Origin of the sequence: Methanococcus aeolicus Nankai-3 (genome assembly GCF_000017185.1) — an archaeon.
In the GTDB taxonomy this organism is placed as follows: domain Archaea; phylum AGJL01; class Methanococci; order Methanococcales; family Methanococcaceae; genus Methanofervidicoccus; species Methanofervidicoccus aeolicus.
In genome coordinates this window covers 34,055-50,201 of the sequence record NC_009635.1, presented here as the reverse complement: position 1 = coordinate 50,201, position 16,147 = coordinate 34,055, and the positions used below count along the sequence as shown (strand labels likewise).

Here is a 16,147-nt window from a genome sequence, read left to right as displayed (position 1 = left end):
ATATAGTAATGTTAATAATTAGTAATACCAATATTCTTAATACTAATAATTAACTTAATAATTAAATCAATTTAGATAATATTTCCAATTCTTTTTTGGTATCTACAATATTTTTTATTTTTTTAATGAAAAATTCATTAATTTTTGTAATTTCACAAATTTCCTCAACTGTCCAGCCCTTATCAAGTGCCTCAGCTATTACAAATATTCTTTCATCGGTCGGATTTTTTAATATATCGTTAATTTCTTCGTTGGTATGGGATATATCATTGCCATCTCCAATTAAACCTTGTCTCCCCAAATCAAGGCTCCTGCATGCTTTTTGAAGTGCTTCCTCTAATGTCCTACCTATTGCCATAACTTCCCCTGTTGATTTCATGCTTGTTCCAAGATGTTTATCAACAGTTTTAAATTTATCAAATGGCCATCTTGGTATTTTTACAATCACATAATCCAAAGTCGGCTCAAATGCGGCCGTGGTTTCTGCTGTAATATCATTTTTAATCTCATTAAGTGTTTTACCGATGGCAATTTTAGCTGCAATTTTAGCAATTGAATAACCTGTTGCCTTACTTGCTAATGCGGAGCTCCTACTAACTCGCGGATTTACCTCAATTACTCTATATTCGCTATCATCTGGGCTCACTGAAAACTGAACATTACAGCCACCGATAATGTTTAAGTGCCTAATTATTTTTAAAGCCGCATTTCTAAGCCTTTGGTGCATTTTATCGCTAAGAGTTTGAGATGGCGCTACAACAATACTTTCTCCTGTATGTATTCCCATAGGGTCGATATTTTCCATATTACATACAATTATACAGTTATCTTTTGCGTCTCTCATTACTTCATATTCATACTCCTTCCAGCCAAGCACACTTTCGTCAATCAAAACTTGGTTAATCATAGAATAGTTAAGTCCTTTTTCTACGATATCTCTTAATTCTTCTTCTGTATATGGAATACCCCCACCAGTTCCGCCAAGTGTAAAGGCGGGTCTAACTATTACGGGGTAGCCCAATTCTTCCACAGCTTCAAGAGCTTTCTCAATTGATTCAACTGCATAAGATTTTGTGACAGGCTCTCCAATTTCATCCATTGCTTTATTAAATAATTCTCTATCTTCACTAGTTTCAATCACATCAACAGTTGAACCAAGTAATTTTACTCCATATTTTTCCAATATTCCCATTCTATGCAAATCTACGGCAAGATTTAAACCTGTCTGCCCGCCCATTGTAGGTAGTATTGCATCAGGTCTTTCTTTTTCTATAATTTTCTCCACTATTTTTGGGTTCAATGGTTCAAGATAAACCTTGTCTGCAATATCCTTATCAGTTTGAATTGTTGCAGGATTTGAATTTACTAAAATGGTGTATATCCCTTCCTCTCTCAAAGATTTACATGCCTGAGAACCAGAAAAATCAAACTCTGCCGCCTGCCCTATTACGATAGGACCAGAACCTAAAATCATAACCTTTTTTATGTTGTCCTGTTTCAAAATTCCACCTATTAACTTAATAATTGTATAAGATAAATTGTATAAAAAAAAGTTTTCATCAGAATTATATATAAATATTATATGGGTAAATCATATAAAAAAGTGTTCTATATTATATATTATTTTATTGTAGGTTATAAATAGAAATAAATAAATTAGGGAATATGTTGTATTCGGAGGGATTATTTACGGTAAGCTTGTTTCAAAGCTTGTTTTAGTGCATTATTAAAAACCGCAAATATTCATACTATTTAATAGATTTCAAAGCTTGTTTTAGTGCATTATGCTATTTTACAAGATTAATGGCTAAAATCTCGAAGAGATTTGATTTGATATATTGTATATCAAAAACAATATATCTTCATGTATTTTATTTATTTTAGCATGTCGATTAATTTTTCAACGGCATACTCCATGGAAGATTCAAATGGAATTCCGTTTTTAGTTAATATTTTTCTGCCTTCTTCCTCATTAGTGCCCATCATTCTAACTGAGAATTTTATTTCTGGGTGTTCATAATATGCTTTTACAATACCCATTGCCACTTCATCACATCGGGTAATACCGCCCAATATATTAATAAATACTCCTTTTATATCTTTTTCAAGTGCTTTTTCAAGTGCTTTTTCAACAGTTTCTTTATCTGAACCGCCACCTATATCAAGGAAACATGCAGGAGCTCCCCCATATTCTTTTACAATATCCATACTTGCAAGTGTTAGACCTGCACCATTTCCAATTACAGCAATATCTCCATCTAATTCCACATATGCAAATTCAGATTTATCTTTTTCAGAGTAAGACTCAAATTGTGCATAATCATGCCTATATTCTGCATCATCATCCACATTTAAAACACCATCTGCTGCAAGCACTTTTTTATCTTTTGTAATTACCAAAGGATTTATCTCAACTAGCGTTCCGTCCATGTCTTTGAATACATTGTATAATTTATATATAATGTCTGCAACTTTTGAAATTCTGTTTGATGGAAGTCCTGCTTCTTTTAATAGATTTCTTGCCATATATGGTAAAAATTCATTTTGCGGGTCTATATAATATTTAATTATTTTTTCGGGCGTATTTTTTGCTATTTCTTCAATATCTACGCCCCCTTCGGTAGAAAATATTATAACAGGTTTTTTTTCTGCCCTGTCAATTGTAATTCCAAGATAATATTCGTATTTTATAGGTAATTTTTCTTCTATTAATACTTTATTTACTTTTTCTCCCTTAATTTTTTTACCAATTAATTTTTTTATATGTTGATTGGCCTCTTTTGTGGTATCTGCAAATAATATTCCTCCGGCCTTACCTCTTCCACCTACTAAAACCTGAGCTTTTATCACAGATGGTGTTTTAAGCTCTTTAATTGGTTTTGATGCAACAAACCCATTTGGAACGGGGATTTTATATTTTTTAAATATTTCCTTTGCTTCGTATTCGTGTAATTTCATGCAAATCACCTAAATAAATAATAATACTACTATGACATTTGGATATTATAATAAGTAAATCGATGGACATATTGTGCTTAATGAAAATATTATCATCATATGCTTAAATACTATAAACGATAAAGCCGTTTAATTGTAATCCACTACAATAAATACGCACATAGAGAAGATGGTTAAAATATTATTTTATTTTATACTGTATCTTCCCCAGCATATTTTTTTAACCTTTTAAGGTTTAAATTATTTAAATTAAGGTTTTAAAAGACCTGTTAAAAAAAATATTAAACTGATATATATCATGTTTAAAAAACTTCCATCAATAAGCAGAAAAATTAGCGGATTAAATCCTATATCCATATTATATAAGAATAATTATCTTCATAGATTTACGATGGTTCTATGATATAATATAATTATCTACTATTTATTATTTATCCTAAAAAAATGATAATATCATATATATTAAATAAAAAGATTATTTATATACTTCAATAGAATTTAAAAATTTCTCGCAATAAAAACATCTTATTTTTAAAGGTTCCCTTCCCTCTACATCAAATTTACCTGCCACATTTTCTATATTGGTTATACAATTTGGGTTTGTGCATTTGAGAATTCCCTCAATTGTATTTGGTATTTCCACTTTAAATTTATTTATTACAATTTTATTTTTTATGATATTTATAGTGGCATTTGGACTAATAAGGCTTATTTTATCCACATCATATTTAGACAGTTCTATACCTTCAATTTTTAAAATGTCTTTTTTATGGTTTTTGCCCGAAGGAACATTCATAGCAATAGTTATGGTTTTATCTTTTTTTATGTCTAAAGCATTATATACATTCAAAGCCTTGCCCTGCTTAATATGGTCTATAACAGTTCCGTTTTCAATTGGTTCAACTTTCAAACTATTTTTCATAATATCGCCTAAATGGTTCATATAGTAAGTTCAATAACTGTCCTAAATTATTACGCCTATTTATGTTAAGTGTTAGTAATAATATATTTACTTTATTATGGTATATTTTCTGAAAAATACCGAAGATTAACTATAATATCGAAATTATTTTATTTATTTTATGGAGCTCCATAAAGATTCAAAATATTCCTTTTCTTCATTTATTATATTTATATCAGTGATTGCCACGCTGGACTCCCTATTCTCAAAAAGTGCTTTATCAGTCCAATTATGACTACCAATTATTATTGATTTATCATCTACGATTATTAATTTATTGTGTATCCGTTGAGTTTTTGTTAATTTAACAGGTATTTTTTCACTACTAAATGACTTATTTACTATTTTATTTGATTCTATTTCTCCATCAAGAATTATCCTAACCATAACTCCTCTTTTTCTAGCATTTATTACTTCATCGATTATTTCCTGTGTTTTTTTACATTGATATATTGAAAACATTACAATATTAAGCTCCTTTTCGGCATTTGATATTTGATTAAGAACAAAATAATAATATTTTTCATCATTTAATATCTCTATTACTTTATTGTCGCCATTATTGCGAATGGCAATGTTAGATATAATCAATTTATTTATTCGTTGCACCAATTTATTTACTTTTTTAAATGTGTTAATAGTATAAAATAAAACTACCGACATAAGCAACATCAATATAATTAACAATAATAAAATATAATCCATAATATAACCTTCAAAATTAAATATCTCTTTATATGTTTTGTTGCACATATTTATTTAAAATTATCTTCCATAGTCAATCTTTGGTCTTTTTCACTAAACCGTCTCAAAATCGCAAAGCGATTTTTACGACCCAAAATTCCGGAGGAATTTTTAAGGTCGTATAAATTTTTCAGAGAAAAATTTAGAGATCCCATTAAAAGCTAAAATCTCTATATTACCAATAAATGAAAATTTGTTTACAAAATCCTAGAAGGATTTTGTTTAATAATAAGCCGTATAAGGGACAGTTATTGAAGATTAACTATAAATATGGCTTCCCAATATATCACCTTTCATATCAATTATAACACAGGAGAATTTTATACCTTCCCATCTACTACTTACTCGCTCAACTACTCGCTCAGCAATTAAATTAAATACCTCATGCAATATATTTTCTTTTTCAAGTATTTTAACTATTTCTTCGGTAGTATTGCTGTATAATATATTTTTTAAAATCTGCTTATCATTAATAAACGGAGAACTATATGCCGTCAATATTTCATTTCTAGCATCTGCAACTTTTGAATGGGTATCATATATGCCTCCTGCAAGTTTTATAATTTTTCCAGAATGTCCAAATATCAATATATCTTTAACTCCTTTTTCCACAGCTTTATCGAGCATAAAACTCCAAAAATTTGATACTTCAACAATATTGTCATCATCTACACCATATTTTATTTTTGCGTACTTTGTGCCAATATTTCCCGGTGTGAATATTAATTTTTTATAATTATTTGCAAGAGCTACATCAATTTGTGGTGCAAGTGATTCTTTATATGCTTCATTTGACATGGGTCTAACTATTCCAGTAGTCCCCAATATGGAAATCCCCCCAATTATTCCCAATTTTGGATTTAATGTTTTTTTAGCTAATTCCTCCCCTTTTGGAATTGTTATTTTTATTATTGCCCTTTCATCGTCATCAAGCAAATTTATAATATTATTTTTAATCATTTCTCGCGGTTTTGGATTTATAGCATATTCTCCTTTTTTTATCTGTAATCCATCTTTTGTAACTATTCCTACACCATTTCCACCTACTATTTCTATTTTTGGTTTATCTTTTTCCATTTTTAATAATTCCACATCCACTACAATATCAATGCCATTTGTGATGTCAATGTCTTCTCCTGAAAACTTTTTAACTATTGTAGTTGCCCTGTTTGGCTTTATTTTGCCAGTGTTATTGATGTTTTTGATGGTTGCAATTTTACCCAGTTTTACATCTTCAATGGGAATTATTAATTTATCATTTTTTGAATTTTCCAATTCTACGATATTTAATTTTACACTATGTTTTAAATAATATATTCCACAGTATGCACCGGCTACAACACAAGAACCTGTTGTATATCCAAATTTTTTTTCTTTCAAGAAATCATATATCATAGTTTGCCCATATGTTTTTTAACTTATTCCATAAGAAGTCCCCTTCCGTAAGGGATTAAACAAAATCCTTCGGATTTTGTAGCATTTCCGAACAATAGTGAGGAAAACTTAAAACCGTTAGGTTTTAGGTCTTCGCTTCGCTACGGGGGGATGAATTATGGTAAAAACTTTTAGTTTTTATATATTTCCCTCGCTTCGCTCGGAAATGTGAGCAAATATTATTTAGTTAGACCAAAGAAAAATATATAAAAATGATAATATAATAAGTTTTCTTAAACATGTTGATGAACAATGGTGTAACTACACATGATGAGAACTTATAAATTCAGGATTTACCCCTCCAAGAAAATCAGAGAAACAATAGAAGAGCATCTAAATATTTGTAGATACCTCTATAACTATCTTTTGGAACAAAAAACCAAAAATCCGAAACTAAACAAGGGAGACACCCAAAAACTAATCACACTACATAAAAAAGAGAATCCTGAACTTAAAAAAGTCCATTCCAAAGTCCTTCAACTTGTGAATACTAAACTTTGGGGCAGTCTCAAAGCATTAGGAAAACTAAAACGGAATGGATATAAAGTAGGTAGATTAAGATTCAAATCATCTAAAAATCACTATAAAACGATAGAATACAATCAATCAGGTTTTAAGATTAAGGATAGCAAACTTTACCTATCTAAAATAGGAAAAATTTCTATAAAACTACATAGAAAAATCAAAGGAGAAATTAAAGGAATAATTATAAAAAAGAACCAACAGGTAAGTGGTTTCATTCTTCCAAGTGGATGAAGAACCTAAACCATTACCTAAAACTAATAAGGTTATAGGTATTGATTTAGGAATTAATGCCTACGCCATAGATTCAGAAGGAAATAAGTTTGAAAATCCTAAATTTATAGATAAAACATTAGATAAAATAAAGAAAGTCCAAAAGAACCTATCTAAAAAGGCTAAAGGTTCTAATAACTACAAAAAGACCAAATTAAAACTTATCAAGGTTTATGATAAATTGAACAATCAGAAAAATGATTTTCTACATAAATTATCAAGATATTACATAAATAACTATGATAAAATAGTTTTAGAAGATATAAGTATAAAATCAATGGTCAAAAACAAAAAAGGTCAGAAGACCTTAAACCGTCATATTCTTGACGGTTCTTGGAAAAAATTCATAAACTTACTCATCTATAAGGCGGAGGGTGCTGATAGAGAAGTAATACTTATAAATCCTGCTTATACATCTAAAAAATGTGTTTCAATTGCGGTTGTGTAGTTAGTAGTTTAAAATTGTCTGATAGAATCTTTTTCTGTCCAAACTGCGGTTGGAATATTGATAGGGATTACAACGCATCCTTGAATATATTAAAGTCAGGGCTAGGAGAGTCCGTTGTGCCTGCGGAGGGGAGACCTCTACTCAGAGTTATACCTTATATAAAGGTAATCTCTGGGCAAGTATCCCCTATGAGTCAGGAAACCTTGCCCGAAGGGCGAGGGCTACGAAAACCGAAAGGTTTTCGTTCAACCCCGTCCGTAAGGGAGGGGTAATTCACTATCAATTCACCATTAATATAATATAAATTAATATAATATAAATATGACCATAAAATATTAGAGGATATTATGCACCCAAAAATAAAAGAAATTAGATTAATATCTGCAATGGATAATTTAATAAATTTATATAATGAAGGAACGGTTGATAAAAATACATATTTAAATTTGAAAAGGTTATTGGACAACAGAATTAATGGAATTGATAATGATTACGAATATGATAACATAACCAATAATACAAAACAAACCGCAATTGTTGCATTTAGTGGTGGTGTTGATAGCACAGCATCCACAGTAATAGCAAGTAAACTTTTTAATATAATCGGGATTACAGCATATTCTGATATAATTATGCACCCAGACAATAAAAAAAATATATCAAATTTAGCAAAGAAATTAAAAATACGCCATGAATTTTTAGACATTGATTTAAATGAAGTATTAAAGGGTACAGTTAATGGAAAATACCACCCATGTGGTAGATGCCATACAACAGTGGAATCTGCTGTTTTAAATTATGCCCTAGAAAATAATATTAAATATATTATTTATGGAGATATGCTTTCCGTGGGTCAATTATCCATAATTAGAAATAAAAATAATATAGTTAGAATAAATATGCCCTCATTTTTATGTCTCACAAAAAACGAAAGTAGAGAAATATTAAAGAAAAATAATATAGTTATTTCTCAAAAATATGGTTGTTCTTTGTTAAAAAAATCCCATGCATTTAATCATAATAGAAAATTTACCATTCAAAGAATATTAAGAGAAGTTAGGGCGCAAGTCATAGATAAGGAAGAAGGTTTAAATAATATTTTAGAAGTGTTAGATATGTGAATTACCCCTCCCTTGTGGAAGGGGCTTCCTGATTAAATTTTATTATTATTTTTACTATTTATTACCAATATAATTATATAACTATCCAACGGCAATAGCAATAGAAACCCCCTTATTTTTAAATTTCCTTAAAATTAATTCAATATCATTTATATCAATATTTATGTTATTACTAATTTTTTTTACCCCCAATATTGAAACAGGTTCAGCCACACCATAAACTCCAATAGTTTTATAAACAAAATCCGATTTTGCTAAATCATTTCTGTTACTATATACTTCATTTATATCCTGCCTATTAAAAATAAATAATTCTTTATTAATCGTTTTTACTGTTTCAATAAGTCCTTTTTCATCTTTTTTTACATCGACTGTGGCAAAACAGTCAACCCTCCATAATGGTATATCCCTTAAATACAGTGCTTTTTTAACTGCCCAATATACCTTATGGGATTTGATATTTTTCCGAGCTCCGATACCAACGGCTATTTTTTTTGGATTTAATAATATATTGTCATCAATAACAACATAATTTTTATCGTGATAATTTACATTATAGGTATTCACCATATTTTTAATTGGTTTCCATTCATTAGGCAATATTAAATCAACTTTTTCAGTTAAAACCTTTTTATTTATTTTTAAAATATCTTTTTTGTTGGGCATCTCTAAAAAATATTTAGTTGCCAGTTCATCAATTCCTATTTTATTATTTACATCTGTGGCAGTAGTAATAGCTACATTGGAGTTTAATTCCCTTCCGATTAAGTTAGAAAAATAGTTTCCCCCTCCAATGTGGTTTGATAATATTGGTATTATGTTTTTTCCAAATTCATCAATAATTATTACAAACCCATCTTTTGTTTTATCATTGTTTATTTTTATTTGGTCCAAATATTTTCTTAAAACAATTCCAGACGCCATTATAAAAATAAATCCTTTTTCGTTGCCTTCTATCTCCAAATTTTTAGAAGTAAATATATTATTATCATAAAAATGATAATCCAAAATATTTTTAATTTTATTTGCAAGTATTTTGCCATTTTCCATTATATAAATTATTTTTATCATCGTTTTACCAATTTATATTCTGGTTATATAATATTTAATATATTTAATATACTTACTATACATAATATACTTAATATTTGGGAGCTCCCAACAATACCCTATCCCAACAATACCAACCCCATAAAATATTATATCCTATAAAATATTAATTATGTAATATAATAACATATACTATATACATATACGGTGGAAAAATATGAGAATAATAAGTTTAACAGATTTACACGGAAAACCACTAAAAAACATAAATAGAATAATAGAATATGAACCAGATATTTTAATAGTTTCGGGAGATATTACTCATTTTGGTAGAGATTTAAAGATAATAAAACAGCTGAAAGAATTAGAGGAAAAAAATATAAAAATAATGGTAATTCCTGGAAATTGTGATAATAATGAGGCAATAGAGGAATTAAATAAATATAATATAAATATAGATAAAAAAATTATTGAAATAAATAAAATTAAGTTCATAGGATTGGGGGGAAGTAATACCACACCATTTAACACCCCAAATGAATATACCGAAGAGGAATTATATAATAATTTCAAAGAAACCGTAAAAAATCAAAATAAAGAGGAGTTAGTTAATAATTTTATATTGGTATGTCATGCCCCACCGAAAAATACAATGGCAGATAGAGTTGGAAATGAAAATTTTGGGAGCTCCGCCATAAGAAAAATAATTGAGGAATATCGACCAATATTGACAATTTGTGGACATATCCACGAAAGCAGATGCATTGATAAAATCAATGATAGTTATATAGTAAATCCATCTCAAAATTGTTTTTTGGTATGTGACATATATAATCTAAAAAAAGAGATTTTATTGAAAAATATGGAATTATTTGATATATTATAAATTACAATTTGCAAAGCAATTGTATAATTATATTATTTATCCACAATTATTAAGGCATCTCCTGCAAAGCCTCCTTTTCCTTCTTCTTTTACAAATAAAGGATTTATATCTATTTCTTTTATATTTGGATAAATATCCATCAATATATCCAATCTAATCATTGTATTTATAATATAATCAATATCTCTTTTCAACTGCCCCCGAGCTCCCTCTAAAATTTTATAGGATTTTAATTCCTTTAAAATACTACTTCCATAATTTTTGGATATAGGACTAATGGCAAACGCCACATCTTTTAAAACCTCTACAAATATACCGCCTAAACCCACCATTACAACACCGCCAAATATATTGTCCTTTTTTCCACCTATTATTATTTCAGTTCCTTCAAGGAGCTCCTCTACCAGAACACCATCAATAACCCCATTTGGTGCATTTGCATTTAAAAATTTTCTTCCATTTTCCATTATTTCATTGAATGCCGTTTTAATATCTTTTGGATTGATTATTACACAACCTGCATCGGATTTATGCAATATATTTGGAGAGGATATTTTAAGAACAACCTTATTGTTTAATTTACTGGCATATTGTTTTGCCTCCTCAACGGTGGTTGCCAAATACTTTTTTGGAACAGATATTCCATTTATTTTTAAAAATTCCTTTGCATTGTATTCATTTGGATTATCAAACAAATTATCAATAATATTTTTTCGTTCTGGATTATTTTTTATATTTAGGAGCTCCTGTTTTATGTTGTTATATAACTCATAATTTTCTTCATTATTTTTTATATTTTCATATTTATAAAGACTCGATAGTGCATCTACGCCATTTTCAGGAGATATATATGACGGAACCCCCATTTTCCGCATATAGCTTTTTGCCCCTTTTACCTCCTTACCACCTACAAATGATGCCACAACTGGTTTATCTATTTCTTTATTCAATTGCCCTATAATTTCCGCAACTTCCAGCGGTTTAGTCATTTCCTGCGGAGTTAATATAATTAATAATCCATCAATATTTTTATCCTCCTTTAATATTGCCATGGCATTTTTATATCGTTCTGTGGTGGCATCCCCAATTAAATCAAGTGGATTTGAAATTGACGAAGTAGAGGGTAAATATTTTTTTAAGGTTGTTTTTGTGTTTTCCTCAAATTCCACCACATTTAAATTGTATTTTTCACAGCTATCTGTTGCCAATACCCCAAATCCTCCCGCGTTAGTTATAATTCCTATATTGTTGCTTTTCATAGGCGGTTGTGTGGAAAATATATGCATCATATTCACCAATTCCTCAAAGGTTTCAGCCTCTATAACATTGCTTTTCTTAAATACTGCATCATATATTTGATTATCCCCTGCCAAACTTCCAGTATGTGAGGATACGGCTTTTTTCCCTTTTTCTGATTTTCCACTTTTTAATATTATTATTGGTTTGGTTTTTGAAAGTTTTTTTGCCGATTCTATGAATTTTTTATCCTTCAATCCCTCAATATACATCACAATAACGGAGGTATTATCATCATTTGCTAAATACTCCATTAAATCGCTTTCTTGAATATCCATTTTATTTCCCGTACTTACGATTTTGGAAAATCCAACATTAATTAATGGGGATATATCCAATATTGCCGTTAAAATTGCCCCACTTTGAGATATAAATGCTACGGTTCCTTCTTTAAAATATTCCTTAGAGAATGAAGCATTTAATTTATTGTGCATGTTTATTATTCCCAAACAATTTGGACCTATTATTCTAATATTATATTTTTTTGCTATTTCTTTTAATTCCTCCTCTAATTTGTTGTTCCCCACTTCTGAAAAACCTGCTGTAATAATTATTGCCCCTTTTATTCCTTTTTTCCCGCACTCCTCCAATGCCATTGGCACAAATTTAGAAGGAATTGCAATTACAGCCAAATCAATATTATTTTCAACATCTAAAACAGATTTATAGCATTTTAGCCCAAATACTTCTTCATATTTTGGATTTATAGGATATATTTTTCGTTCTTTATTTTGTTCCTTGAATACCATTAAATTTTTCATTATGGCATAACCAACTTTTCCCTCTTCACGGGGAGCTCCTATAACTGCTATGGATTTTGGATTAAAAATTTTATCAAGCACTTTTTTACCCTCATTGTTTGTTGATAAATATATGGGCATAAAGATATAAAAATATAATTAAAATGGGAAAATTGAGCAAAAATTAAAAAATAATATTATAATAAAAATAATAAAAAACAGATAAAAAATAAAAATATATTAAAATTATTGTCTTAATTATCTTATATCAATAGTTTGATGAAGTTCTGGACCTGTTGAGATAATTTTAACTGGAACTCCAACTTTTTCTTCAATTTCTTTTATAAATGCCAATCCTTTTTCCGTGATGTCGTCATAGTTAGTAAGTCCATGACATTCTTCATCATATTTATCAAGGCATGTTAAAGCAATTGCCGTAGCTCCATTTAGTCTACATACTTTTTTTGCTAAATCATAATCAAAATATCCTATTCTCCTTCTTCTACCTGTAACAGTTCCATATTCTACAAGTCCTAATTTTTCAGCCTCTTCTACATCCATTTCAGTAGGGAATGGACCTTCTCCAACTCTTGTAGGGTATGATTTGAATACAACTATTACTTCATCAACTTTTGTAGGTCCAATACCCACATCAGAAGCAAATGCTGATGCAGAGGTGTCATTTGAGGTAACATATGGATAACTACCATAATATAAGGATAATAATGTTCCCTGTGTTCCCTCAATCAATACATTTTCTCCATTTTCAAGGGCTTCATTTACTAGGTCTGAAACATCCCCTAAAAAAGGTTTTAAAGCATCAAATTCTTTTGCCAATCTCAGCGTTCTCATTGCCCTATCTACATTTGCAGGACCGCATCCTGTTCCTGTGGAGCCTATTTCTTTTGATAAATGGGAGTTTGATTTATCCATTTCTTTATGTTTTTCCTCAATCACTCCACAATTGTAATCAATGATTACCCTATCTTTGATATTAAATTCCTTTAACATTTCAACTTCTTTTAATAAAACATCAACATCAACTAATACACCTGCACCTACTGCAAGTTTGGAGCTCCTGTTTGGAAATCCTGTTGGAACCATTCTTATTCCGTATTTTTTACCATCAACTTCTACACTATGCCCTGCATTGGGACCTACTCCGCCCCTTGCCACTACTGATGGCTTATCTTTTTCACATATATAACTAATTATTTTTCCTTTTCCTTCGTCGCCCCACTGACCGCCGACTACTATGGTGCATGTCATATATTAGACCTCCTTATAGAGTCAATCGACAACTTTATTTATAACGATGTTTGTCGATTTTTATTATATTTAACCTCTAATAGGTTTAACACGACGATATTTAAATATTTCTATTATTATAATATCCCAATACATCAAAATACCTTATAGTATATAATTAATGTGTGCCTACTTTTAATATACACTAATTATTAATTTATTTTTATTAAAAACGAGAATATGAGGTAATAGAATATGACAGTATTTAAGGCGTATGATATTAGGGGAGTATATCAAGAACAAATTGACGAAAAATTTGCCTATTCATTGGGGAAATCGATCGGAAAACGATACAATACCGTATTGGTTGGAAATGATGTAAGAATTGGCTCAAAGGAATTAGTAAAGCCATTTATTTATGGACTAATGGAGGAGGGGGTAAAGGTATCCTATTGTGGTACAATATCCACACCAACAATATATTTTGGAACAAAAGATAATTATGATTTAGGAGTAATATTAACGGCATCACACAACCCTGCAAAATACACAGGATTTAAAATGTGTGATAAAAATGTAATACCAATATCCCCAACAGAAGAATTAATAAAAATATTTAATGAATATGAATTAACAGAAGAAACAAAAGAAAAAATTAAAAAAATGGATTTAAAAGATATTGTCGTAGATATAAAATCTAAATATATGGACTTCTTTTTAAATAGATGCAATACCAGCAACAAAAAAATAGCCGTAGATTTTGCAAATGGTAGCACAGCAATAGCTGAAAAAGAAGTATTATCTAAATTATTAATAAACGGCATATTAATAAATGATTTCCCAGATGGAACATTTCCCGCCCATGAACCCGACACACTAAAAAAAGAATGCCTAATGGACATAATAAACACAGTTAAACATAACAACTGTGATATGGGGGTTATTTTCGATGGAGATGGAGATAGAATTGGAATAATTGACGAAAAAGGGGAAGTTTTACAGGGGGACATTTTAACGCTCCTTATAGCTATGGAGCTCCTAAAAGAAAAAAATGAAAAATTAAAAATAGTTTATGATTTAAGATGTAGTAAAATAGTTGAAGAAGTAATTAATGAATATGGGGGAGCTCCCTTAAAAACCAGGGTGGGTCACTATTTTATAAAAAAACTTATGCATGAAGTAGATGCAGAATTTGCAGGGGAACTGTCAAATCATTTCTATTTTAAAGAAGTTGGATATGTTGAAAGTCCATTGTTGGCACTAAATTATATATTGTCTGCTATGGAGGATATGGGAAAAACACTTTCTGAACTATCAAAGGAATATAAAAAATACTTCCACAGCGGAGAGATAAACTTTAAAGTAAAAGACCAGCAAGAAATATTAAATAAAATTGAAAATAAATATAAAAATTGTAAAATTGAAAAAATAGACGGATTATCTATATATTGCGATAACTGGTGGTTCAATGTTAGGTTATCCAATACAGAGCCACTTTTAAGGTTAAATTTAGAAGCAGATAGTAAAGAGCTCATGAATGAAAAAATTGAAGAAGTTAAAGGAATTATTGAATAGTTGAATAGATAATCATAAATATTCTATATATTTAACAGTTTTAATCTTCATCGAACCAAAGTATGCTATTAAATTTGATTATATTAAGTCTATAACCTACACTGTCATTTAATCAAAATATATGCTTGTTACTTAAATATCTTACAATCCTACTACTTTTTTGTAAATAAGTGTTATCTCTCCACCGCCATGGCATGTTTTAAGCAAAATTAATCGCGATTGGAAAGGTAAATTATATATACTTGTATAATCTACTTTAGAATTAGTAGTGTAATCACTTTGTGACTACAAAGTACTTTCAGATTAACCGCAATACTATAGGGGGAAGTAATAATGGACACAATTATGAATACCAATGAAAAAAATAAGAAAAAGTCCGATAAAAAGAGTAAAAAAGACACACTTAAAATTATAGTAGATGATCCCATACAATTTACTGAGGATGCTGTGATAGTATGTATGACAAAAGAACATGATAAAAATGATATTTACAGCAGACTTATTGGCGTGCCTCTAAAAGCAGAGAAAATCGCTCGAGAATATATTGATAAAGGTACGCGATTGTTTATCTATTATAAAGGGATTGGTATAAGAAAGATTGTAGTGGCCATTGATAAGCCATATATTGACAATACAGTAATTGAAGAATGGAATGATGGGCTTCCCGAAACATATCCTGTAAGGGTTGAAACCAAACTTCTTGGAGTATCCCATAATACATTAAGTTTAAAAAATTTGCAAGATTTAGAGATTAAAAGAGTTGACACTGGTAAAATAATTGTATCCTACCATTTACGAAATAGTTTAACTCCAATAAGCGATATCGATGCAGATGCCATACAAAAAGAACTTGGACTATAAGTACACATACTATATAGATATACAGTTTTG

At 29.4% G+C, this 16,147-nt stretch carries 15 protein-coding genes; 7 read left to right on the top strand and 8 right to left on the bottom strand.

Features of this window, described 5'->3' with window-relative positions:
- Positions 1-61: 61 nt before the first annotated feature.
- From carB to cbiD, 5 genes are all read right to left on the bottom strand, one after another.
- On the bottom strand, positions 62-1,474 hold the full coding sequence (gene carB / locus MAEO_RS08075; RefSeq protein ID WP_048062415.1) for a carbamoyl-phosphate synthase large subunit: 1,413 nt from the start codon (positions 1,472-1,474) through the stop codon (positions 62-64).
- A 401-nt stretch (positions 1,475-1,875) separates the two neighbouring features.
- On the bottom strand, positions 1,876-2,958 hold the full coding sequence (gene sucC, locus MAEO_RS00210) for an ADP-forming succinate--CoA ligase subunit beta (RefSeq protein ID WP_011972767.1): 1,083 nt from the start codon (positions 2,956-2,958) through the stop codon (positions 1,876-1,878).
- Positions 2,959-3,433: 475 nt separating this feature from the next.
- Positions 3,434-3,880 carry an aspartate carbamoyltransferase regulatory subunit gene (gene pyrI / locus MAEO_RS00205; RefSeq protein ID WP_048062338.1) on the bottom strand — a complete coding sequence of 149 codons (447 nt, stop codon included), beginning with the start codon at positions 3,878-3,880 and terminating at the stop codon, positions 3,434-3,436.
- A 153-nt stretch (positions 3,881-4,033) separates the two neighbouring features.
- A complete protein-coding gene (locus MAEO_RS00200) occupies positions 4,034-4,624 on the bottom strand; it encodes a phospholipase D family protein (RefSeq protein ID WP_011972765.1) in 591 nt (196 codons plus the stop codon).
- A 297-nt stretch (positions 4,625-4,921) separates the two neighbouring features.
- A complete protein-coding gene (cbiD, locus tag MAEO_RS00195; RefSeq protein ID WP_011972764.1) occupies positions 4,922-6,058 on the bottom strand; it encodes a cobalt-precorrin-5B (C(1))-methyltransferase CbiD in 1,137 nt (378 codons plus the stop codon).
- A gap of 306 nt (positions 6,059-6,364) precedes the next feature.
- Here cbiD and MAEO_RS07950 point away from each other — a divergent pair, with 306 nt between their 5' ends.
- The 4 genes from MAEO_RS07950 to MAEO_RS00185 all read left to right on the top strand — a co-directional run bounded on the left by MAEO_RS07950 (position 6,365) and on the right by MAEO_RS00185 (position 8,461).
- Positions 6,365-6,853: an RNA-guided endonuclease InsQ/TnpB family protein gene (locus MAEO_RS07950; protein ID WP_232202524.1), complete on the top strand. Its 489-nt coding sequence runs from the start codon at positions 6,365-6,367 to the stop codon at positions 6,851-6,853.
- Positions 6,846-7,340: an RNA-guided endonuclease InsQ/TnpB family protein gene (locus MAEO_RS07945; RefSeq protein WP_232202523.1), complete on the top strand. Its 495-nt coding sequence runs from the start codon at positions 6,846-6,848 to the stop codon at positions 7,338-7,340. The genes MAEO_RS07950 and MAEO_RS07945 overlap by 8 nt, the downstream gene beginning before the upstream one ends.
- Positions 7,341-7,354: 14 nt before the next feature.
- A complete protein-coding gene (locus tag MAEO_RS07940; protein WP_232202522.1) occupies positions 7,355-7,612 on the top strand; it encodes a zinc ribbon domain-containing protein in 258 nt (85 codons plus the stop codon).
- Between the two features lie 75 nt (positions 7,613-7,687).
- Positions 7,688-8,461: a 7-cyano-7-deazaguanine synthase gene (locus MAEO_RS00185; protein WP_011972762.1), complete on the top strand. Its 774-nt coding sequence runs from the start codon at positions 7,688-7,690 to the stop codon at positions 8,459-8,461.
- Positions 8,462-8,542: 81 nt separating this feature from the next.
- Here MAEO_RS00185 and MAEO_RS00180 read toward each other — a convergent pair whose 3' ends face one another.
- Positions 8,543-9,532, bottom strand: coding sequence for a cobalt-precorrin 5A hydrolase (locus tag MAEO_RS00180; RefSeq protein WP_011972761.1), 990 nt, complete (start codon positions 9,530-9,532; stop codon positions 8,543-8,545).
- A gap of 196 nt (positions 9,533-9,728) precedes the next feature.
- Between MAEO_RS00180 and MAEO_RS00175 the strand changes: the two genes are divergently transcribed.
- Complete coding sequence (locus tag MAEO_RS00175; protein WP_011972760.1) at positions 9,729-10,397, top strand: metallophosphoesterase; 669 nt, start codon at positions 9,729-9,731, stop codon at positions 10,395-10,397.
- Between the two features lie 32 nt (positions 10,398-10,429).
- Here the strand turns inward: MAEO_RS00175 and acs are convergent, their stop codons facing one another.
- The gene (gene acs / locus MAEO_RS00170) at positions 10,430-12,574 is read right to left on the bottom strand and encodes an acetate--CoA ligase alpha subunit (protein ID WP_011972759.1); all 2,145 of its coding nucleotides are present in this window, start codon (positions 12,572-12,574) and stop codon (positions 10,430-10,432) included.
- 117 nt (positions 12,575-12,691) lie between these two features.
- Positions 12,692-13,702 carry an adenylosuccinate synthetase gene (locus MAEO_RS00165; RefSeq protein WP_011972758.1) on the bottom strand — a complete coding sequence of 337 codons (1,011 nt, stop codon included), beginning with the start codon at positions 13,700-13,702 and terminating at the stop codon, positions 12,692-12,694.
- Positions 13,703-13,936: 234 nt separating this feature from the next.
- Between MAEO_RS00165 and MAEO_RS00160 the strand changes: the two genes are divergently transcribed.
- Positions 13,937-15,256 carry a phosphomannomutase/phosphoglucomutase gene (locus MAEO_RS00160; RefSeq protein WP_011972757.1) on the top strand — a complete coding sequence of 440 codons (1,320 nt, stop codon included), beginning with the start codon at positions 13,937-13,939 and terminating at the stop codon, positions 15,254-15,256.
- Positions 15,257-15,589: 333 nt separating this feature from the next.
- On the top strand, positions 15,590-16,117 hold the full coding sequence (locus tag MAEO_RS00155) for an EVE domain-containing protein (RefSeq protein WP_011972756.1): 528 nt from the start codon (positions 15,590-15,592) through the stop codon (positions 16,115-16,117).
- Positions 16,118-16,147: the final 30 nt, after the last annotated feature.

Excerpts from the sequence above, each read along its gene's own strand:
- cbiD (WP_011972764.1), bottom strand. The coding sequence starts at position 6,058 with ATGATATATGATTTCTTGAAAGAAAAAAAATTTGGATATACAACAGGT.
- sucC (WP_011972767.1), bottom strand. The coding sequence starts at position 2,958 with ATGAAATTACACGAATACGAAGCAAAGGAAATATTTAAAAAATATAAA.
- MAEO_RS07950 (WP_232202524.1), top strand. The coding sequence starts at position 6,365 with ATGATGAGAACTTATAAATTCAGGATTTACCCCTCCAAGAAAATCAGA.
- pyrI (WP_048062338.1), bottom strand. The coding sequence starts at position 3,880 with ATGAAAAATAGTTTGAAAGTTGAACCAATTGAAAACGGAACTGTTATA.
- acs (WP_011972759.1), bottom strand. The coding sequence starts at position 12,574 with ATGCCCATATATTTATCAACAAACAATGAGGGTAAAAAAGTGCTTGAT.
- MAEO_RS00155 (WP_011972756.1), top strand. The coding sequence starts at position 15,590 with ATGGACACAATTATGAATACCAATGAAAAAAATAAGAAAAAGTCCGAT.
- MAEO_RS00180 (WP_011972761.1), bottom strand. The coding sequence starts at position 9,532 with ATGATAAAAATAATTTATATAATGGAAAATGGCAAAATACTTGCAAAT.
- MAEO_RS00165 (WP_011972758.1), bottom strand. The coding sequence starts at position 13,702 with ATGACATGCACCATAGTAGTCGGCGGTCAGTGGGGCGACGAAGGAAAA.
- MAEO_RS00185 (WP_011972762.1), top strand. The coding sequence starts at position 7,688 with ATGCACCCAAAAATAAAAGAAATTAGATTAATATCTGCAATGGATAAT.
- MAEO_RS00175 (WP_011972760.1), top strand. The coding sequence starts at position 9,729 with ATGAGAATAATAAGTTTAACAGATTTACACGGAAAACCACTAAAAAAC.
- MAEO_RS00160 (WP_011972757.1), top strand. The coding sequence starts at position 13,937 with ATGACAGTATTTAAGGCGTATGATATTAGGGGAGTATATCAAGAACAA.
- carB (WP_048062415.1), bottom strand. The coding sequence starts at position 1,474 with ATGATTTTAGGTTCTGGTCCTATCGTAATAGGGCAGGCGGCAGAGTTT.
- MAEO_RS00200 (WP_011972765.1), bottom strand. The coding sequence starts at position 4,624 with ATGGATTATATTTTATTATTGTTAATTATATTGATGTTGCTTATGTCG.